19 protein-coding genes are annotated in these 19,316 nt (G+C 61.6%); 16 read left to right on the top strand and 3 right to left on the bottom strand.

All coding sequences use genetic code 11. The annotated features are described in order from the left end of the window. Window positions 1-147: 147 nt before the first annotated feature. The 3 genes from QD228_RS10345 to QD228_RS10335 all read right to left on the bottom strand — a co-directional run bounded on the left by QD228_RS10345 (window position 148) and on the right by QD228_RS10335 (window position 3,372). Window positions 148-987 (bottom strand): hydroxymethylpyrimidine/phosphomethylpyrimidine kinase, encoded by an 840-nt coding sequence (locus tag QD228_RS10345; RefSeq protein WP_279875510.1) that lies wholly within the window; start codon window positions 985-987, stop codon window positions 148-150. Between the two features lie 14 nt (window positions 988-1,001). After that, window positions 1,002-1,433: a protoporphyrinogen oxidase HemJ gene (gene hemJ / locus QD228_RS10340; RefSeq protein ID WP_279875508.1), complete on the bottom strand. Its 432-nt coding sequence runs from the start codon at window positions 1,431-1,433 to the stop codon at window positions 1,002-1,004. Window positions 1,434-1,620: 187 nt separating this feature from the next. After that, window positions 1,621-3,372, bottom strand: a complete 1,752-nt coding sequence (locus QD228_RS10335; protein ID WP_103751499.1) for a chloride channel protein — start codon at window positions 3,370-3,372, stop codon at window positions 1,621-1,623. Between the two features lie 254 nt (window positions 3,373-3,626). On the opposite strand from QD228_RS10335, the gene argC reads away from it, so the two are divergent. The 16 genes from argC to atpG all read left to right on the top strand — a co-directional run bounded on the left by argC (window position 3,627) and on the right by atpG (window position 19,273). Then, a complete protein-coding gene (gene argC, locus QD228_RS10330) occupies window positions 3,627-4,670 on the top strand; it encodes an N-acetyl-gamma-glutamyl-phosphate reductase (protein ID WP_077379784.1) in 1,044 nt (347 codons plus the stop codon). Between the two features lie 146 nt (window positions 4,671-4,816). After that, window positions 4,817-5,170 carry an iron-sulfur cluster insertion protein ErpA gene (gene erpA, locus QD228_RS10325; RefSeq protein ID WP_077379786.1) on the top strand — a complete coding sequence of 118 codons (354 nt, stop codon included), beginning with the start codon at window positions 4,817-4,819 and terminating at the stop codon, window positions 5,168-5,170. A 260-nt stretch (window positions 5,171-5,430) separates the two neighbouring features. Then, complete coding sequence (locus tag QD228_RS10320) at window positions 5,431-6,138, top strand: transporter substrate-binding domain-containing protein (RefSeq protein ID WP_240499769.1); 708 nt, start codon at window positions 5,431-5,433, stop codon at window positions 6,136-6,138. A 157-nt stretch (window positions 6,139-6,295) separates the two neighbouring features. Then, window positions 6,296-6,967 (top strand): amino acid ABC transporter permease, encoded by a 672-nt coding sequence (locus QD228_RS10315; RefSeq protein WP_084209562.1) that lies wholly within the window; start codon window positions 6,296-6,298, stop codon window positions 6,965-6,967. A 94-nt stretch (window positions 6,968-7,061) separates the two neighbouring features. Next, complete coding sequence (locus tag QD228_RS10310; RefSeq protein ID WP_077379793.1) at window positions 7,062-7,808, top strand: amino acid ABC transporter ATP-binding protein; 747 nt, start codon at window positions 7,062-7,064, stop codon at window positions 7,806-7,808. A gap of 1,390 nt (window positions 7,809-9,198) precedes the next feature. Then, complete coding sequence (mnmG, locus tag QD228_RS10305; protein WP_077379795.1) at window positions 9,199-11,121, top strand: tRNA uridine-5-carboxymethylaminomethyl(34) synthesis enzyme MnmG; 1,923 nt, start codon at window positions 9,199-9,201, stop codon at window positions 11,119-11,121. Then, window positions 11,118-11,768 carry a 16S rRNA (guanine(527)-N(7))-methyltransferase RsmG gene (gene rsmG / locus QD228_RS10300; RefSeq protein ID WP_077379797.1) on the top strand — a complete coding sequence of 217 codons (651 nt, stop codon included), beginning with the start codon at window positions 11,118-11,120 and terminating at the stop codon, window positions 11,766-11,768. Before mnmG ends, rsmG begins: the two co-directional genes overlap by 4 nt. A gap of 148 nt (window positions 11,769-11,916) precedes the next feature. Beyond that, window positions 11,917-12,684, top strand: coding sequence for a ParA family protein (locus tag QD228_RS10295; protein ID WP_077379799.1), 768 nt, complete (start codon window positions 11,917-11,919; stop codon window positions 12,682-12,684). Window positions 12,685-12,702: 18 nt separating this feature from the next. Continuing rightward, a complete protein-coding gene (locus QD228_RS10290; protein WP_279875505.1) occupies window positions 12,703-13,668 on the top strand; it encodes a ParB/RepB/Spo0J family partition protein in 966 nt (321 codons plus the stop codon). A 392-nt stretch (window positions 13,669-14,060) separates the two neighbouring features. Then, entirely contained in the window at window positions 14,061-14,465 is a 405-nt protein-coding gene (locus QD228_RS10285; RefSeq protein WP_077380014.1) for an ATP synthase subunit I, read from the top strand. Window positions 14,466-14,474: 9 nt separating this feature from the next. Next, a complete protein-coding gene (gene atpB, locus QD228_RS10280) occupies window positions 14,475-15,338 on the top strand; it encodes a F0F1 ATP synthase subunit A (RefSeq protein ID WP_077379803.1) in 864 nt (287 codons plus the stop codon). A gap of 100 nt (window positions 15,339-15,438) precedes the next feature. Further along, entirely contained in the window at window positions 15,439-15,687 is a 249-nt protein-coding gene (gene atpE / locus QD228_RS10275) for a F0F1 ATP synthase subunit C (RefSeq protein ID WP_011508579.1), read from the top strand. Window positions 15,688-15,751: 64 nt separating this feature from the next. Next, window positions 15,752-16,222, top strand: a complete 471-nt coding sequence (locus QD228_RS10270; protein ID WP_065392628.1) for a F0F1 ATP synthase subunit B — start codon at window positions 15,752-15,754, stop codon at window positions 16,220-16,222. 13 nt (window positions 16,223-16,235) lie between these two features. Next, window positions 16,236-16,778 (top strand): F0F1 ATP synthase subunit delta, encoded by a 543-nt coding sequence (locus tag QD228_RS10265; protein ID WP_077379805.1) that lies wholly within the window; start codon window positions 16,236-16,238, stop codon window positions 16,776-16,778. A gap of 16 nt (window positions 16,779-16,794) precedes the next feature. After that, window positions 16,795-18,339 carry a F0F1 ATP synthase subunit alpha gene (gene atpA, locus QD228_RS10260; RefSeq protein WP_065392630.1) on the top strand — a complete coding sequence of 515 codons (1,545 nt, stop codon included), beginning with the start codon at window positions 16,795-16,797 and terminating at the stop codon, window positions 18,337-18,339. Window positions 18,340-18,406: 67 nt separating this feature from the next. Beyond that, a complete protein-coding gene (gene atpG / locus QD228_RS10255) occupies window positions 18,407-19,273 on the top strand; it encodes a F0F1 ATP synthase subunit gamma (protein ID WP_065392631.1) in 867 nt (288 codons plus the stop codon). Window positions 19,274-19,316 lie beyond the last annotated feature (43 nt).

Genomic DNA, 19,316 nt, shown 5'->3' with positions numbered 1-19,316 from the left:
ACAACTGCCGAGGATGGGAGCACCCAGCCGCGAGACATCAGCCGTTGTGGATAACCTGATGCGCTTGATGGCGACAGCTTAACGCGACTCACGGGCAGGATGCAGCCGCGGCAGTGCCTGGAAGCCGGCATGAAAGGAGCAGGACCGCTAGCGCCAGGGCAGCTGCTGGGCTCCGGGCGCAAGGCCTTTGAGCTCGCGCTCCCGGCCAGCGACAAGACTCTGCCAGGTCGCCTGCTGCGCCGCACGCCATGCCGGTTCCAGCGACATGCCACGAGCCAGGCGCACGGCCAGATGCGAGGCGAGAGTGCAGCCACTGCCATGGAAGCTGCCCGGCAGCCGCGGACAGTCCAGAGACAGCCTGAGATGCTTGCGACGATAGAGACGATGGGTGACGGATGGCTCAGAGAGCGAGGCGTCATCATGATCCAGGGGGTCAGTCCCGGTGACCAGCACGGCGCCTGCACCTTCCATCAGCAAGCGCTCGGCGAGCTCATTCTCGCCGGCACCCGCAGGACAGGCTGCCAGACGCGCAAGCTCGCCACGATTGGGCGTGATGACATCCACCCGCGCCAGCAGCATCTCGCGCGCCTGCTGGATCAGCGCTTCACTGGAGAGCTCATGGCCTCCGCCGGCCTTGAGCACCGGGTCCCATACCACCGGAAGCCCGGGCCAGTGCTGGCGAAGTTCATCGATCAGCGTAACCGTCGCCATCAGCGCTTCGTGACTGGCGAGAAGTCCGATCTTGAGCGCCCGAGGCCGAAAATCATCGAGCAGGGCATGTGCCATCGCCAGAATCGACTCGCCTGACTGTGGGATCACGGCGCTGACATTGCCGGAATTCTGTACCGTCAGCGCCGTCGGCACCGTCAGCGCCCAGCCACCACCGGCCCGAATCGCCTCACTGTCGGCGATCAGACCCGCGCCGCCGCTGGGGTCATGTCCCGCCAGCACCAGAACACAGGGCAGTCTTGCTGGGCACTCAGTCATGGCAGCGCTGGCTCTCAGAACGGTTTGACGATGACGCAGATGACGATCACCACCAGCATCAGTACCGGTACTTCATTGAAGAAGCGGAAGTAGCGTGAGGTTCGCTTGCAGGTATCGGCAGCGAACTGCTTCAGGTACAGCCCACAGGCATGGTGATAGCCGACCAGCAGCACGACCATGGCCAGCTTGAGGTGCATCCAGCCCATGCTCATGAAGCTCGGCACCAGTGCCAGCAGCCAGATGCCCAGCACCAGGGTCGCGATCATCGACGGCATCATGATGCCGCGGTAGAGCTTGCGCTCCATGGTCTTAAAGTACTCGGTGGCCTTGATGTCGCCGGCATCACGCGCCTGGGCGTGATAGACGTAAAGACGCGGAAGATAGAACAGGGCGGCAAACCAGCACACCACTGCAATCAGATGGAACGCCTTGATCCACAGATACATGGGGAAACTCCGTCAGTCAGGGGCGGAAGATACAAGGAAAGGGGCAGTGTCACTCAACTCGACAGGCCGACAAGGTGCCATGTTCGCAGCGCCGGGCACATGCGGTATCCGGTCACATCCCAAGCCCTACGGATATCGAGCGCCGATACCGACGACCTGAACCACGCTCGGGTCGAGATCGCCCCTTTCACGGCTTGTATCGATAGTAGCTCTCTATTGCATCACGCGTGATGATACCTGAAATCTTGCGAATCATCGGGGCCGTGGTGTGCTCCACATAGAGCGCATCGACATTGCTCGGCAGCAGCCGCTCATAGGCTTCCGACAGCGTTGCCTGCAGATGGATCGGGGCGAGATCCAGACGCTGGGCTGGAATCTCGAGCAGGTCGAGCGCTTCCTGCTCTCGCCAGTGCTCATCCATCAACACCCTCACCAGATCCGCCGCCGGCAGCGCCACCATCGGCTTTTCCGGCGTCGAACGCGTGACCACCAGCCAGACAGGCTTGCTCTCGAGCAGGGCGCGGGCACGCTCACGAGTGATGCGCCGCGGCACGCTGACCACGGAGCGCTCCATCACCGCCGGCACCGCGACTCGGGAAAGCGCCTGCATCAAGGGTTGCTGAAGCGGGTGCAAGCCCTGCGCCGTCAGCGTCGAGATGAAGAATCCCTGGCAATGGCACAGCTGGCGGCAGGTCAGCCCCGCCACTACCACGGCCAGCATGCCGGGCAGGATGATATTGGGAGAATGCGTCAGTTCGAGCAGTGCCATCAGCGCCGCCAGCGGAGCCTGAAGCACTGCCCCCATCATCGCCGCCATGCCGAGCAGGGCGTAGAGCGCGATGTCCGAGGCCTGGTCCGGCAAGATCCAGCCGCCCAGCATGCCCATCAGGGCACCCGCGGCAGCACCGGCCACCACAACGGGGCCGATGATGCCGATGGGCACTCCACAGGCGACGCATATCGCCGACAGCATCAGCTTGCCGATGACCAGCGCCAGCAGCACATCCAGCGCCAGCTGACCGTCGAGCAGCTGGGCGAGGCTGTCATAGCCGATTCCCTGCACCTGCGGGTACCACCAGGCCACGGCGGCCGTCGAGAGCCCCACCAGTGCCATCCGTCCTGACCATGTCAGACGCGCGGCACGCTCCTGCTGCCGGGCCAGGTGAACGAAACCTCCCGCCAGCAGCCCGATCACCAGTGCCGTGATCACGACCCAGGGGAGATCCAGCAGCGAGTGCAATAGCAGAGAAGGCACCGCGAACGCCGGTTCGGCGCCATAGACGAGCTGCGAGACGACCGCACCCGCGGTCGAAGCCAGAATCACCGGCATGAAGCCTGTCAGGGTGTACTCCATCATCACCACTTCCATGGCGAAGATGACACCGGCGATCGGCGTATTGAAGGAGGCGGAAATGCCCGCTGCCGTGCCACAGGCAACCAGCACTCGCAGACTGTTGTTGGGCAGCTTGAGACGCTCTCCGACCCAGCTGGAAGCGCCAGCCCCGAGGTGGATGGCCGGTCCTTCACGTCCGGCGGACAGGCCACCCAGCACGCTCACGACGCCGACCACGATCTGATTGAGCCAGGCACGCAGCGGCATCTTGCCCTGATGGTAGGTCAGGCGTTCGATGACATGACCGATGCCAAGCTTGCGCTGAGCAGGATGCTGACGACCGAGCACGATGCCGATCACCAGCACGGCCAGCAAGGGCAATGATGCGCGCACCCAGGGCGCCAGGCCCTCGAAGTTTTCCGGGCTGTCATCCGGCATGAAGCCGAGTGCCCCCGCGCTCAGCAACAGTCGGAAACCGACCATCAACGAGCCGGTCAGCAGGCCAGCGATCAGTCCCAGCAGACACAGCTGGGGAAGGGCATCGACCGCCGCCAGCTTGCGCCGGAAATTGTCGAGACTGGGACGAGGCAGATGCGGACGCGACAGGCGTGACACTCACGACTCCTTGAAAGGCACTGACGATGACGATGAACATCCATGTCGGCAGCACATTACTGCCCGCCTGACACCTGTGTATCATATCGATTGCGCACCGTCGCGACCGTGCACAATCCGACAACCTCGGCACAGCATGGCGCAACGCCTGTCTCGCGCACAGGCCGCAAAAGGTCGCATCAGCAAGCCGGACACACGAGTCACATTCGTATCAACAGGACACCGCTCGAAAGCGGGGAGGCAGCATGATCAAGGTAGGTATCGTCGGCGGCACCGGTTACACCGGAGTGGAGCTCCTCAGGTTGCTGGCCAGCCACCCGCAGGTGGAAGTGACCGTGATCACCTCACGCAGCGAGAAGGGCGTGCGTGTCGACGAGATGTACCCCAATCTGCGCGGCCACTACGACACCCTCGCGTTCAGTGAGCCGGATGCCGAGGTGCTGGCAGCCTGTGACGCCGTGTTCTTCGCCACGCCACATGGCGTCGCTCATGCGCTGGCCGGCGACCTTCTGGCCCGCGGCACCCGCGTGATCGACCTGTCCGCGGACTTCCGCATCAAGGACGCCGACGTCTGGGCCGAATGGTATGGTCAGCCGCATGGTGCACCGGAACTGCTCGGCGAAGCCGTCTACGGCCTGCCGGAAGTCAATCGCGACGCCATCCGTGAAGCCCGTCTGATCGCGGTGCCGGGCTGCTACCCGACCTCCGTGCAACTGGGGCTCATTCCGCTGCTGGAAGCCGGCCTGATCGAGACCGACAACATCATCGCCGACTGCAAGTCCGCCGTTTCCGGGGCCGGTCGCGGTGCCAAGGTCGGCTCGCTGCTGTGTGAAGCCGGCGAATCCATGAAGGCCTACGGCGCCTCCGGTCACCGTCACCTGCCGGAAATCACCCAGGGGCTGGACATGGCAGCAGGCAGCGCGGTCGGCCTCACCTTCGTCCCGCACCTGACGCCGATGATCCGTGGCATCCACTCCACTCTCTATCCGCGCCTGAGCGGCTTCAGCGGTACGCTGGAAGATCTGCAGGCGCTGTTCGAGCAGCGTTACGCCGATCACCCCGCCGTCGATGTCATGCCGCTGGGCAGCCATCCGGAGACCCGCAGCGTGCGTGGCACCAACCTGTGCCGCATCGCCCTGCATCGTCCGGGCAATGGCGACACCCTGGTCGTGCTGTCGGTGATCGACAATCTGGTCAAGGGCGCATCAGGTCAGGCCATCCAGAACCTCAACCTGATGTTCGGCCTGGATGAGATGACCGGCATCGGGGCGCCGGCGATGATGCCCTGAGCCGCCAGTGTCGCCAGCAAGGCAGCACGTCAGACAAAGTTGACCCTTTTGCTCGGATATAGGGATAATAGGCAGCATTCCGTTCTCTATACCGTGCCGGGCGCTGTCTTCAGCGCCCGGCCTCCGACTCCTTCGAGGAGGCCCGCATGAGCGAAGCACAAAGCTTCATCCCCACGCCGCTGTATCTATCCGAGAGCGCCAAGGCCCGGATCGCTGCGCTGCGCGCGGAAGAAGCCAACCCGGAGCTGCGTCTCAGGGTCTACGTCACTGGCGGTGGTTGTTCCGGCTTCCAGTACGGTTTCGATATCGCCACCGACATGGCTGAGGACGACACCGTGGTCGAGCTGGGCGAAGCCGCGGTCGTGATCGACCCGCTGTCCTACCAGTATCTGGTCGGCTCGACGATCGACTACGAGGAAGGTCTGGCCGGGGCGCGTTTCCTGATCCAGAACCCGAATGCCACCAGCACCTGTGGCTGTGGTTCGTCCTTCATGGTCTGACGGCGCAGCATGACATCCGGCGCGATGCCGCCACCTGATCGCCCCCTATCGGTTTCCGATAGGGGGCGATTTTTTTTCGCCATCTCAGCAGGTTGCGAATGCCAACCCGCCGCATGGCGGCGCTCGCAGACTTGACGGGATCTTGTGCTCTCGTCACTCTGAAAACGCACTACATCCTAAAATCCAAATATAAAGAGGCATGTAAAATGCGTAGATCCCACCTGCTGGCCTCGCTGTCCGGTCTCGCGGCCGCCACCCTGATGGCCAGTGCCGCCCATGCCGTCACCCTCAAGGCCGCGACTGACCCGAGCTTCGTGCCTTTCGAGATGCTCGATCAGGAAAGCGGCAAGATGGTCGGCTTCGATATCGACATCCTCAACGCCATCGGTGAGCGCGCCGGTTTCGATATCGACCTCAAGACCATGGACTTCAATGGCATCATCCCGGCCGTACAGACCGGCAGCGTCGATGTCGCCATCGCCGGCATCACCATCACCGAGGCCCGCGAGAAGATCGTCGACTTCACCGACCCCTATTACGACTCCGGCCTGCGGATCCTGACCGCGGCCAACAATGGCGACATCGAGGGCATCGAGGGGCTGGAAGGCAAGAAGATCGGCACCAAGATCGGCTCCACCAGCTATGACTATCTCACCGCCAATCTGGAAGACTCCACCATCACGCCCTATCCCGGCAGCGCCGACATGTACATGGCACTGATGTCCGGCAGCGTCGATGCCGTCTTCTATGACGCTCCCAATGTCGGCTACTTCGCCAAGACCAAGGGCAACGGTCGCGTGAAGACAGTGGGCCCGCTCTATGAAGGTCAGCAGTACGGCATCGCCTTCACCGAGGGCAGTGAGTGGACCGACGCCGCCAACAAGGCACTGGCCGAGATGAAGTCCGATGGCAGCTACGCCGAGATCTATCAGAAGTGGTTCGGCGCCCTGCCGAGCGACAGCGAATAACGCCATCCTCGCCAGAGTTCTCTGACGCCTTCTTCACCACGAACCATGATTTCTGCCATCCGGACGCCACGGCATGCCAATGGCCGTGGCGTCTGTCCTGACGAGCTCCCCCTCACCATGTCCTGAGGCGCGAGATGATGGTGCCAAGGAGCCCCACGTGGACGTTCAATTCCAGTTTGACTGGCAGGCGGCGATTTCCTCCGTGCCGTACCTGCTCGAGGGGATCCCCTGGACCCTCGCCATTTCCTTCGGTGGCCTGGCCATCGGCTTCATGCTCGGCATCCTGTTCGGCCTGCTGAGCCTCTCCCCCAGCCGGATACTGCGCTGGGTCGCCACCGCCTACATCGAGATCTTCCGCGGCACGCCCGTGCTGGTGCAGGTCCTGTTCATCTTCTATGGTCTGCCGCAGATCATCGGGGGTCCCATCGATGCCCTGACCGCCGGTATCGCTGCCATCGCGCTCAATTCCGCGGCCTATATCTCCGAGATCGTGCGTGGTGGCGTGCAGTCCATCGCGCGCGGGCAACGCGAGGCCGGACTGTCACTGGGCCTTTCCACCCCCCAGACCTTCCGCTACATCATCTGGCCGCAGGCACTGCGTCGCATGATCCCGGCGCTCGGCAATCAGGGGATCGTGTCCATCAAGGACACCTCGCTGTTCTCGGTGATCGGTGTCGGTGAGCTGGTCCGCCAGGGCCAGATCTACATTGCCACCACCTTCAACGCGCTGGAAACCTACTTCATGGTCGCCATGCTCTACCTCGTCATCACGCTGAGCCTGTCCTTCGGGCTACGGATGCTGGAGCGTCGCGGACTGGTGGGCCAATGATCTCTACCGTGCTTTCCCACCAGGCGACAACCGCGCTGACACCCTCTTCCTCTTTCCCGATCAGCCAGCCCTTCGCGCCGGCCAGGAGCGCCTGATGACCGCCATCGTGAACATGCAAAAGATCAACAAGCACTTCGGCAGCCTGCATGTGCTCAAGGACATCGATCTCGAGGTCGCCCAGGGGGAAGTGGTGGTGATCATCGGCGCCAGTGGTTCCGGCAAGTCGACGCTGATCCGCTGCGTGAATGGCCTCGAGGAGTTCCAGGGCGGCAGCATCGAAGTGGACGGACAGTCCTTGATCCCCCACGGCAAGAGCCACCGAGCGCTGAAGACGATTCGCACCGAAGTCGGCATGGTCTTCCAGCAGTTCAATCTCTTTCCGCACATGAAGGTACGTGACAACGTCAGCCTGGCCCCCATCAAGGTGCGCGGCAGTGACCGGGCGACCGCCGAGCGACAGGCCGACACGCTGCTCGAGCGGGTCAATATTCTCGAGCAGGCCGACAAGTACCCCGGCCAGCTGTCAGGCGGCCAGCAGCAACGCGTCGCCATCGCCCGCTCACTGGCGATGGAACCCCGCTTGATGCTGTTCGATGAACCCACCTCCGCACTGGACCCCGAGATGATCGGGGAGGTGCTGGACGTGATGCGTGAGCTGGCACGCGACGGCATGACGATGATGATCGTCACGCATGAGATGAGCTTCGCGCGTGAAGTCGCGGATCGTGTCGTCTTCGTCCACCAGGGCAGCATCGTCGAGGAAGGCACTCCGAGCGAGGTCTTCGACACCCCTCGCCATCCGCGCACCCAGAGCTTCCTGGCACGCGTCCTCAAGCACTGACTCCCCCCGCTACCACCTCTTGAGAGAGGCCAAGCCCCGACCGTCAGGTCGGGGCTTTTTTTTGCCCGAATGCCACGCAGTGAAGAGGCAATTCCTGGCCAATCCAGAGCATCATCTGGCGATAGACGTGTCTGTTGTGGCCCGAATGACGGGAGTTCTGGCATTCGAAATGAAGTTTTTCGATCTCGACTGACGATTTCGCGCTTTTTTCATGCAATGAAATCAGATGATTCGCCCCACCTTGGCTGCCTCTCACGTCACGCCCCCAGCCTCGCTGAGGCTCTCGATTCACTTCATCAGTCGCCGAAGGACCCGTCTTTCACACCGCATGTCCTGACGCGAAAGGCGCTCAAGACATCGCCTGCAAGGGGCCGTGGCTGGTGATAACACACGCCTGATGTCAGCCCATGAGTCGTCTGGCCGGCCAGGCACCGGTATGCAAGCCTCAATCACGCCAACAACTATCCACAGCAGTATCATCGTATCTCTCAGGGCACCACTGCTGGGCAGCGTAGCCATCCACTCACGGCTTATCCCCGTACTATCTACAGAGTTGGCGTGTCGAGGTGAAGACGATTTGCCTCTGTGGACATTTTGCGGCATCATCCGCGGCCTTCTGTACGTTAGCCCTTGCAGCACTAAGGGTTGTGGGTAAACTGGCCACTTGTGCACAGCAGGGAAGAAAAGTCCGGTACCAGCACGGTATGAAAACGAGGATAACTGGGCTTGTGGACAAGGCGGTGTTTCATCCACAGGAAGCCACCGGTAGCGTCCTCAGGTAGCACGCATTTTCTCCCCAACTATATCAACATCGTAAGATACTGATTTTTAAGAGATAAAGTCGATTTCCCACTGATTTTGTCCACAACAGTAGTTACAACATCAACAGAACCCCTTTTTCTTTTCTTTATATAATCTTGTTATCCGGAAACCCGAAGGACGTTCGGACACCCCGAAAGACCGGGTTCGAGGAAGCTCACTTCCCGAGGTGTTCGGGATAACGAACGGCAGGACGCTTCGACCCAGTCCTCGGGAAAATCCCCTACGCCACACACACTCGACACGGGCTCGACTCACTGTCGCGATTGATGCCCTGAGAGAAACATCTGCGAGTCCACTGCATGGCGTGTCCTGCCATGGCACTGTGGAAAACTCCTGACGCTTACCCACAGGCGGTTTATACTGTGCGGCCCGAACGTCATCCGATTGGCTTGCAGGCTCCCCATCGGGTCGAGCTCATGCCGTCTGCGGCGCCTTGTCTTCGCCATGACGTTCGTCAGTCCCGGATTCATCCAGACATCGAGTCATCGTCGTGTCTGGCCGATTTGCCTGATTCGCCACCATGCGAACAGAGCTTCATCCAAGTTTCGTGATACCCCGAGGTGCCAACGTGGATTACCCGAACCGCTTTGACGTGATCGTCATCGGCGGCGGTCATGCCGGTACGGAAGCCGCACTGGCGGCTGCCCGCATGGGCCGTCAGACCCTGCTGCTGACCCATAACATCGAGACCCTGGGGCAGATGTCCTGCAATCCCGCCATCGGTGGGATCGGCAAGAGCCATCTGGTCAAGGAGATCGATGCGCTGGGCGGTGCCATGGGCCTGGCAACCGACATGGCGGGTATCCAGTTCCGCACGCTGAATGCCCGCAAGGGCCCGGCAGTACGTGCCACTCGAGCACAGGCCGACCGGGCGCTGTACAAGGCGGCGATTCGCAACGTGCTGGAGAACCAGCCGAACCTGACGCTGTTCCAGCAGGGTGCGGAAGACCTGATCGTCGAAGGCGAGACCGTACGGGGTGTCGTCACCCAGACCGGCATCCGTTTCCACGCCACCACGGTGGTACTGGCGACCGGGACCTTCCTCGGTGGCGTGATCCATATCGGCCTGGATCACCATGCCGGTGGACGTGCCGGGGATCCGCCCGCCAATGGCCTGGCGTCACGTCTGCGCGAGCTGCCATTCCGGGTTGATCGGCTCAAGACCGGTACCCCGCCGCGCATCGATGCCAAGAGCGTCGATTTCAGCAAGATGGAAGCTCAGCCGGGTGACGCACCGCGCCCGGTGATGTCCTACATGGGCAGTCGGGAAATGCATCCGGAGCAGGTCAACTGCTTCATCACGCATACCAACGAGCGCACTCACGAGATCATCTTCGCCAATCTCGATCGCTCGCCGATGTACTCCGGCGTCATCGATGGCATCGGGCCGCGTTACTGCCCGTCCATCGAGGACAAGGTGCATCGCTTCGCCGACAAGAACAGCCACCAGGTCTTCATCGAGCCGGAAGGCCTGAATACCCACGAGCTGTACCCCAATGGCATCTCCACCTCGCTGCCCTTCGATACGCAGCTCGAGGTGGTACGCTCGATTCGTGGCATGGAAAACGCGCACATCACGCGTCCCGGCTACGCCATCGAATACGATTTCTTCAATCCCCAGGATCTGCATCACTCCCTGGAGACGCGTTTCATCAAGAATCTGTACTTCGCCGGTCAGATCAACGGCACCACCGGCTATGAAGAAGCCGGTGCCCAGGGCCTGCTGGCAGGCGTCAACGCCGCCTTGCGCGCCACTGACGACGAGGCCTGGCATCCACTGCGCGACGAGGCCTACACCGGCGTGATGGTCGATGACCTGATCACCCTCGGCACTCGCGAGCCGTATCGCATGTTCACCTCACGTGCCGAATATCGTCTGCTGCTGCGCGAGGACAATGCGGATCTGCGTCTGACTGCCAAGGGCCGCGAACTCGGCTTGATCGATGACGCGCGCTGGGCGGCGTTCGAGCAGAAGCGCGAAGCGATCGAGCGCGAGACCGCTCGTCTGCAAAGCACCTGGCTGACGCCGAAGAGCCCGGAGCTGGCCCCGCTGAGCGACAAGCTCAGCTCACCGCTCAAGCGCGAAGCCAGCCTGATGGAGCTGCTCAAGCGCCCGGAGCTCGAGTATCCGGATGTGGCAGGCCTGAAAGGGGAAGGAGTCGACGACTGGCGCATCGCCGAGCAGGTGCAGATCACCGCCAAGTACGCGGGCTACATCCAGCGTCAGCAGGAAGAGATCGACCGCCTGCGTCGTCATGAGCACACCGAATTGCCGGCCAGTCTCGATTACGACTCCGTCGATGGCCTGTCCAACGAGATCAAGCAGAAGCTCAATGAAGCGCGCCCGGCGACGCTTGCCCAGGCAGGCCGCATTTCCGGTGTCACGCCAGCAGCGGTTTCCATCCTGTTGATTCACTTGAAGAAACGGCAGTTGATCAAGGCGGAGACTCCAGCAGATACCGATACGGCTGACACGGGAGTCGCGCAATGAGTCAGACGCTCAACGAGACGCAGCGTGCGCGTTGCGCCCAGTTGCTCAGTCGCGGTGCCAGCGCCATGGGAGTGGCGCTGAGTGATGAGCAGCATGCGCAGCTGATGACGCTGCTGGTGCTGTTGCACAAGTGGAATCGCGCCTATAACCTCACCGCGGTACGTGAGCCGGAGGCGATGGTGACGCGCCATCTGCTGGATAGCCTCAGCGTGCTGCCCCACATCAGCGGGCCACGCCTGCTGGACGTCGGTGCCGGCCCGGGCCTGCCGAGTCTCGTGATCGCGATCATGCGTCCCGACATCGCTGTCGTACCGCTGGATTCGAATGGCAAGAAGGTGCGTTTCCAGATTCAGGCCGGCCACGAGCTGGGCCTGAACAACCTGAGCCCGACTCAGGTGCGTATCGAAGCCTATGATGGTGCGCCCTTCGAGCAGATCATCTCGCGGGCCTTCGCCGATACTGACGCCTTCGTCAATCTGTCAGGCGCCGTACTGGCAGAAGGCGGCGAATGGCTGGCGATGAAAGGTCGCATCCCCAATGACGAGATCGCACGGTTGCCGGCGGGTGTCTCGCTGGTCGAGACGCTCAGACTGTGTGTCCCGGGAGAAGAAGGTGAACGTCACCTTCTGCGCTTGAAACGCGACTGACCGCTCGTCTCGCGGCGCGTGCAGGGATTGTGCCGGGCGCAAAAGGCAGGCAGCCTGAGGCTCTGGGAGGGCAGATCCATGATCTGCCCTCGTGAGCATGCGGCTGGTGCCAAAGGCCCCGCTTCTCAAGGAACCAAGGAAGTCGCTCGTGACCAAGATCATCGCGCTGACCAACCAGAAAGGTGGTGTCGGCAAGACCACGACAGCCGTCAATCTCGCCGCTTCGCTGGCGGCGCTCGATCGCCGCGTATTGCTGATCGACCTCGACCCCCAGGGCCACGCCACCATGGGCAGTGGCATCGACAAGCATGACCTGGAAGGCAGCGTGCTGGACGTGCTGCTGGGTGAACTGCGGGCCAGCGACGTGATTCTCGACTGCCCGGATGCCGGCTATGCCCTGTTGCCGGGCAATGGCGATCTCACGGCCGCCGAAGTCGACCTGCTGGATGTCGAAGGGCGCGAGCGGCGTCTTGCCGAGGCACTCGCCCCGATCGCCTCGGAATATGACGTGGTGCTGATCGACTGCCCGCCCTCGCTCAACATGCTGACCGTCAATGCCCTGACCGCCGCCCATGGCGTCCTGATTCCCCTTCAGTGCGAGTTCTATGCTCTGGAAGGCCTGTCAGCGCTGCTGGATACCGTCGAGCAGATACAGGGCAACGTGAATCCGGCCCTCGACGTGTTCGGGATCGTGCGCACCATGTACGACGCCCGCAACAGTCTGACCCGCGATGTCAGCAAGCAACTTTCCGATTACTTTGGCGATACCCTGATCAAGGCCACCATTCCACGCAACGTGCGGGTGGCCGAAGCGCCGAGCCATGGTCTGCCGGTCACCAAGTACGCGCGTCTGTCGCGTGGCAGCCAGGCCTATCGCGTGCTCGCCAAGGAATTGATTCGTCGTCTCTCGCTGTAACTTCACCGAGGAAGGTCCATGACGCGTAAGCGTGCCCTGGGAAGGGGCCTGGATGCCCTGATCGGCGCTGGCAATCGCCGCCGCCATGCCGAATCTGATGCCGAAGGCGCCCTGCCGGCGGCCACGACTGACGCCTTGTCGCCCGACGGCGGGAATGCCGCTGGTGGTGCGACGGATACCGGGGCCGAGGCAGCCGTGCTGTCCGGCGAGCGCCTCGAGCGACTGCCGCTGGGGCAGTTGCAACGTGGCAAGTACCAGCCGCGGCGTGACATCCAGCCGGAAGCGCTGGAAGAACTGGCGGATTCCATTCGTGCCCAGGGGGTCATGCAGCCCATCGTGGTGCGGCCCATCGCGGAAGGACGTTACGAGATCATCGCGGGTGAACGGCGGTGGCGGGCGTCTCAGCTGGCGGAACTGGACACCATTCCGGCCGTCATCCGGGAAGGCATCAGTGACGAGATCGCGCTGGCTCTGGCGCTGATCGAGAACATCCAGCGCGAGAATCTCAATCCGGTCGAAGAGGCCATGGCGCTCAAGCGCCTGCTCGACGAGTTCGAACTGACTCAGCAGCAGGTCGGGGATGCCGTCGGTCGCTCACGTGCGCAAGTGGCCAACCTGTTGCGTCTGCTGACGCTGGACCAGGAAGTGCAGACACTGCTGGAACGCGGTGAGCTGGACATGGGCCATGCCCGTACCCTGATCGGGCTCAGTCCTGCACGTCAGCGCAAGCTGGCTCATGAGGTGGTCGAGCGTGAGCTGACCGTGCGCCAGACGGAAGCGCTGGTGAAAAGCGTGCAGAAAGGGGAGCAGACCAACCCTTCCGCGCCCAGGCCAGATGCGGACATCCAGCGCCTGGAGACCCGGCTGTCAGAGCAGTTGGGGGCGGCGGTCAATATCCGTCATGGCAAGAGCGGCAAGGGCAAGGTCACCATCTCCTATACCAGCCTGGATGAGCTGGATGGCATTCTCGGTCATATCCACTAGGCATGGCGTGCCTTCGGTGCAGGTGATCGGCTGACATCGAGCCTTTCCGTGCTTCTCTGGTCGTTTTCGTGGCCCTGTGACGCATTGTCGCAGGGCCACGAAGTGCGTTTCTCTGACCGGAGCGGCAAGATCGTCTTGACGGCGGGTTGTGATAGGCGCAACCCTACGTCGCCTGCATCGCAAGCGACTGTCAACGTAAGCCAACTGTCATCTGTTTCACGCAAGATGGTGAGGCTTTGGTCGTAAGCTTGCGAAAGATCAAGGAATTTAGCCGGCAGTTTGGTTGATGGCGATGCGGCGCTCCCCTATAATCCGGCGAGTTTGCTCCCCGGCTGCAGGATGCGCAGTGACAGGGATTGGCGAGAGTCATCACTGCGATGGACAGGTTCACGATGCACAAGACGACACCCGCTGCCTTGCGACGCCCTCAGGTCGCGCGACTTCTCTGGGGCCAGGCGCTGGTGATTCTGTGTGCCGTACTCCTGTCCTGGGTGAGCAAGGGAAGCGGCGCGGCATTGTCTGCCCTGTGTGGTGGCCTGGTCTGCCTGCTGCCCAACCTGTTCTTTGCCTGGCGTTCATTGCGCGTGACGGGTGCACGTTACGCCCAGGCGATGGTCAAGGCCTTCTATCAGGCTGAGGCCGGTAAGTTCGGTTTGACGGCCGTATTGTTTGCATTCTTCTTCATTGCAGTGCCGCCCTCAAACCCCGCTTTATTTTTTTGCGCTTACGTGGCGGCAATGGCGGTTCACTGGCTGGGCCCCTGGCTGGTGAAGCGAACACCGTACACACGAACCTGAGGCAGAGTAATGGCAGGCACCAACCCGAGTCCCTCCGAATATATTCAGCACCACCTGCAGAATCTGACGTTCGGTAACCACCCCGAACACGGGTGGTCCATGGCGCACAGTGCCCAGGAAGCCTCCGACATGGGCTTCTGGGCCATCCATCTGGACACCATGGGCTGGTCCATCGGGCTGGGTCTGATCTTCCTGTGCCTGTTCCGCAAGGTCGCCAAGTCCGCGACCACCGGCGTGCCGAGTGGTCTGCAGAACTTCGTCGAGCTGATGGTCGAGTTCGTCGATCAGTCCGTCAAGGAGACCTTCCACGGTCGCTCCCGCTTGATCGCGCCGCTGTCGCTGACGATCTTCTGCTGGATCTTCCTGATGAACCTGATGGACCTGGTCCCCGTCGACTGGCTGCCGGGCGTTGCTGCCAAGGTTGGCGAGATGTTCGGCGCCGATCCGGCTCACGTGTTCTTCAAGGTGGTACCGTCCACCGACATCAACGCCACACTGGGCATGTCACTGTCCGTGTTCGCGCTGATCATCTTCTACTCCATTCGCGTCAAGGGCCTCAAGGGCTTCGTGGCCGAACTGACGCTGCACCCGTTCAATACCCCGAACAAGCTGGCACAGATCGCGCTGATCCCGGTCAACTTCCTGCTTGAATTCGTGACGCTGATCGCCAAGCCGATCTCTCTGGCGCTGCGTCTGTTCGGTAACATGTATGCAGGCGAGTTGATCTTCATTCTGATCTCGCTGGTCGGTATCTGGCAGCTGCCGCTCCACTTCCCGTGGGCAGTCTTCCATATCCTGGTCATCACCTTGCAGGCATTCATCTTCATGATGCTGACCATCGTCTATCTGAGCATGGCCAGCGAAGATCACTGATGTACCCGCCCCGTGCCATTCGTGGCGCGGGGCAAGATTTCCGAGCTCTGCTCACACCCTCAACCCTTGACTTAAACTTGACTAAAACTGGAGTTCCACAATGGAAGCACAAGTTCTTGGCATGACCGCTATCGCCGTCTCCCTGCTGATCGGTCTGGGCGCCCTGGGCACCGCCATCGGTTTCGGTATCCTCGGTGGCAAGTTCCTGGAAGGCGCCGCGCGTCAGCCGGAAATGATCCCGCAGCTGCAGGTCAAGATGTTCATCGTCGCTGGTCTGCTGGATGCCGTGACCATGATCGGTGTCGGTATCGCGCTGTTCTTCACCTTCGCCAACCCGTTTGTCGGTTAAACATCGGCTGGCCACAGGCCAACCGTGTTTATGACCCAACAATCGTGAAGCGAGAGGTGCTGGCGTGAATCTGAACTTAACCCTGATTGGTCAGGCCATCGCCTTTGCGGTCTTCGTTTTCTTCTGCATGAAGTATGTCTGGCCGCCGGTCACACAGGCTCTGGCAGAACGTCAGAAGAAGATTGCAGATGGTCTGGATGCTGCCAGCCGTGCTACCCGTGACCTCGAACTGGCGCAGGAAAAAGCCAGCGAGACACTGCGGGAAAGCAAGGAAGAAGCAGCAAGCATCATTGAGCAGGCGCACAAGCGTTCCAACCAGATGATCGAGGAAGCTCGTGAAGCTGCCCGTGCCGAAGGCGAGCGCATGGTCGCTCAGGCGCGCGCAGAGATCACCCAGGAGATCAACCAGGCCAAGGACGAGCTCCGTGGTCAGGTCGCATCTCTGGCAGTGATCGGTGCAGAGCGCATCCTGGAATCCTCCATCGACGAAGCCAAGCACCGCGAGCTGATTGACAAACTCGCTGCTGAGCTCTGAGGAGACTGATTCCATGGCTGAAACGTCTACCTCCACCGCGGCTCGCCCGTACGCCAAGGCGGCGTTCGAGTTTGCACGCGGCCAGCAGGCGCTAGAGGCCTGGTCCGGAATGTTGTCGACAGCGGCGAACGTCGCTGTCGACGCGACCGTCAAGGCGGTGCTCGACAACCCGAAGCTCTCTACCGAGCACAAGGTCGACACCTTCATTGACGTGTGTGGCGACGCGTTGGACGACAACGCACGCAACTTCATCCGGACTCTCGGTGAGCAGGACCGCCTCGCGGCCCTGCCCTCCGTGGCCGAATTGTTCGAGGCCCAGAAGGCCGAGCAGGAACAGCGTGTCGAGGTGACCCTGGTGTCCGCCTTTGCACTGGAAAGCGAGCAGGAAGAGAAGCTCGCCACCGCCCTGCGCAAGCGTCTGAACCGCGACATCTCCATTACCACTCAGGTGGATAGTACGCTGCTCGGCGGCGTCATCATCCGTGCCGGAGATACCGTCATTGACGGCTCCGTGCGCGGCAAGCTGGCCCGGCTTTCCGAAGCACTGAACTCCTGAGTCCGAGGGACATGGCATGCAGCAACTGAATCCTTCCGAGATCAGCGACATCATCAAGCAGCGTATCGAAAAGCTTGACGTCGCATCCGAAGCCCGTAATCAGGGCACCATCGTCAGCGTCTCCGACGGCATCGTGCAGATCCACGGCCTCGCAGACGTCATGTTCGGTGAGATGATTGAATTCCCGGGTGGCGTCTTCGGTATGGCGCTCAACCTTGAGCGTGATAGCGTCGGCGCTGTCGTCCTGGGCGACTACCTGCAACTCGAAGAAGGCATGACCGCGCAGTGCACCGGTCGCATTCTCGAAGTGCCGGTGGGTCCGGAAATGGTCGGCCGTGTGGTCGATGCTCTGGGTAACCCGATTGACGGCAAAGGCCCGATCGACGCCAAGCTGACTGACGCGGTCGAGAAGGTCGCTCCGGGCGTCATCGCCCGTGAGCCGGTCGACCAGCCGGTGCAGACTGGTCTGAAGTCCATCGATGCCATGGTGCCGATCGGCCGTGGTCAGCGTGAGCTGATCATCGGTGACCGCCAGATCGGTAAGTCCGCCATCGCGATTGATGCCATCATCAATCAGAAGGGCAAGGGCATTACCTGCGTCTATGTCGCCGTCGGCCAGAAGCAGTCCACCATCGCCAACGTCGTGCGCAAGCTCGAAGAGCACGGCGCGATGGAACACACCATCATCGTCGCGGCTGGTGCCTCCGACCCGGCTGCCATGCTGTTCCTGGCACCGTACGCCGGTTGCACCATGGGCGAGTACTTCCGCGACCGCGGCGAAGACGCGATGATCGTCTATGACGATCTGACCAAGCAGGCATGGGCGTATCGTCAGATCTCCCTGCTGCTCAAGCGTCCGCCGGGCCGTGAAGCCTACCCGGGTGATGTCTTCTATCTCCACTCCCGTCTGCTTGAGCGTTCTGCACGCGTCAACGCCGATTATGTCGAGCAGTTCACCAAGGGTGAAGTGAAAGGCAAGACCGGCTCCCTGACCGCGCTGCCGATCATCGAGACCCAGGGTGGCGACGTCTCCGCGTTCGTTCCGACCAACGTGATCTCCATCACCGACGGTCAGATCTTCCTCGAGACCAGCCTGTTCAACTCCGGTATCCGTCCGTCCATCAACGCGGGTCTGTCTGTTTCCCGTGTCGGTGGTGCTGCCCAGACCAAGATCATCAAGAAGTTGGGTGGTGGTGTGCGTCTGGCACTGGCTCAGTACCGTGAACTGGCAGCCTTCTCGCAGTTCGCCTCCGATCTGGACGAAGCGACCCGCAAGCAGCTCGAGCACGGTCAGCGTGTCACCGAGCTCATGAAGCAGAAGCAGTACTCTCCGATGTCCGTGGCCGACATGGCGATCTCGCTGTTCGCGGCCAACGAAGGCTACCTGGACGACGTCGAAGTCGCCAAGGTGCTGGGCTTCGAGAAAGCGCTGCTTGACTACATGCGCTCCGAGCACGCGGATCTTCTGGACAAGATCAATCAGTCCGGCGGCTACGATGACGAGATCAAGAATGGTCTCAAGGCTGGCGTCGAGAAGTTCAAGGCGACCCAGAGCTGGTAAGTGACATGGCCCGGCCAGTCCGGGCCTTGTCGTTTCCCTTCGGGTGGCATGAATAAGGCAGATCGCTATGGCAGCTGCAAAAGAGATTCGCTCCCAGATCGGGAGCATCAAAAATACGCAAAAGATCACCAGCGCCATGGAAATGGTGGCTGCGTCGAAGATGCGTAAAGCGCAGGATCGCATGGCGGCCAGCCAGCCTTATGCCCATCAGATCCGCAAGGTTGTAGGACACATCGCCCGGGCCAACCCGGAATATCGCCATCCGTATCTGATGGAACGCGATGTGAAGCGTGTCGGTTATATCGTGGTCTCCAGTGATCGCGGCCTGTGTGGTGGCCTGAACGCCAATCTGTTCAAGGCTGTCACCAAGCATGCGAAGAGCTGGCGCGACCAGGGTGTCGAGGTGGACTTCTGTGCCCTCGGCTCCAAGGCCGGTACCTTCTTCCGCAACTACGGTGGCAACCTGCTTGCCGCCAAGTCCGGTCTCGGGGATTCCCCGGGTACCCAGGATCTGATCGGTAGCGTCAAGGCCATGCTGGACGCATTCGACGAGGGCAGCCTCGACCGTCTGTACGTGGTGTTCAACGAGTTCGTCAACACCATGACGCAGAAGCCGGTCGTGCGTCAGCTGCTTCCTCTCGAAGCTGATCAGAACGACGAAGAAACCGGTCCCACTACATGGGACTACCTGTATGAGCCGGATGCCGTCTCGTTGCTCGACAAGCTGCTCAAGCGCTATGTCGAGGCCCAGGTCTATCAGGCCGTGGTCGAGAACATCGCCTGCGAACAGGCAGCGCGAATGATCGCAATGAAGAGTGCGACCGATAACGCCGGCGACCTGATCGACGACCTCCAGCTGGTCTACAACAAGGCCCGCCAGGCAGCGATCACTCAGGAAATCTCCGAGATCGTATCCGGTGCCGCCGCCGTCTGATGACAGCGTGGCAACAGGCAAGCAGGTTTCAATCGCAGGTTTA

It is taken from the genome of Cobetia sp. 3AK (assembly GCF_029846335.1).
Lineage (GTDB): Bacteria > Pseudomonadota > Gammaproteobacteria > Pseudomonadales > Halomonadaceae > Cobetia > Cobetia marina.
This window is presented reverse-complemented; position numbering and strand designations above follow the sequence as displayed.

Excerpts from the sequence above, each read along its gene's own strand:
- QD228_RS10345 (WP_279875510.1), bottom strand. The coding sequence starts at position 987 with ATGACTGAGTGCCCAGCAAGACTGCCCTGTGTTCTGGTGCTGGCGGGA.
- hemJ (WP_279875508.1), bottom strand. The coding sequence starts at position 1,433 with ATGTATCTGTGGATCAAGGCGTTCCATCTGATTGCAGTGGTGTGCTGG.
- argC (WP_077379784.1), top strand. The coding sequence starts at position 3,627 with ATGATCAAGGTAGGTATCGTCGGCGGCACCGGTTACACCGGAGTGGAG.
- erpA (WP_077379786.1), top strand. The coding sequence starts at position 4,817 with ATGAGCGAAGCACAAAGCTTCATCCCCACGCCGCTGTATCTATCCGAG.
- QD228_RS10320 (WP_240499769.1), top strand. The coding sequence starts at position 5,431 with ATGGCCAGTGCCGCCCATGCCGTCACCCTCAAGGCCGCGACTGACCCG.
- QD228_RS10310 (WP_077379793.1), top strand. The coding sequence starts at position 7,062 with ATGACCGCCATCGTGAACATGCAAAAGATCAACAAGCACTTCGGCAGC.
- rsmG (WP_077379797.1), top strand. The coding sequence starts at position 11,118 with ATGAGTCAGACGCTCAACGAGACGCAGCGTGCGCGTTGCGCCCAGTTG.
- QD228_RS10290 (WP_279875505.1), top strand. The coding sequence starts at position 12,703 with ATGACGCGTAAGCGTGCCCTGGGAAGGGGCCTGGATGCCCTGATCGGC.
- QD228_RS10285 (WP_077380014.1), top strand. The coding sequence starts at position 14,061 with ATGCACAAGACGACACCCGCTGCCTTGCGACGCCCTCAGGTCGCGCGA.
- atpB (WP_077379803.1), top strand. The coding sequence starts at position 14,475 with ATGGCAGGCACCAACCCGAGTCCCTCCGAATATATTCAGCACCACCTG.
- atpE (WP_011508579.1), top strand. The coding sequence starts at position 15,439 with ATGGAAGCACAAGTTCTTGGCATGACCGCTATCGCCGTCTCCCTGCTG.
- QD228_RS10265 (WP_077379805.1), top strand. The coding sequence starts at position 16,236 with ATGGCTGAAACGTCTACCTCCACCGCGGCTCGCCCGTACGCCAAGGCG.
- atpA (WP_065392630.1), top strand. The coding sequence starts at position 16,795 with ATGCAGCAACTGAATCCTTCCGAGATCAGCGACATCATCAAGCAGCGT.
- atpG (WP_065392631.1), top strand. The coding sequence starts at position 18,407 with ATGGCAGCTGCAAAAGAGATTCGCTCCCAGATCGGGAGCATCAAAAAT.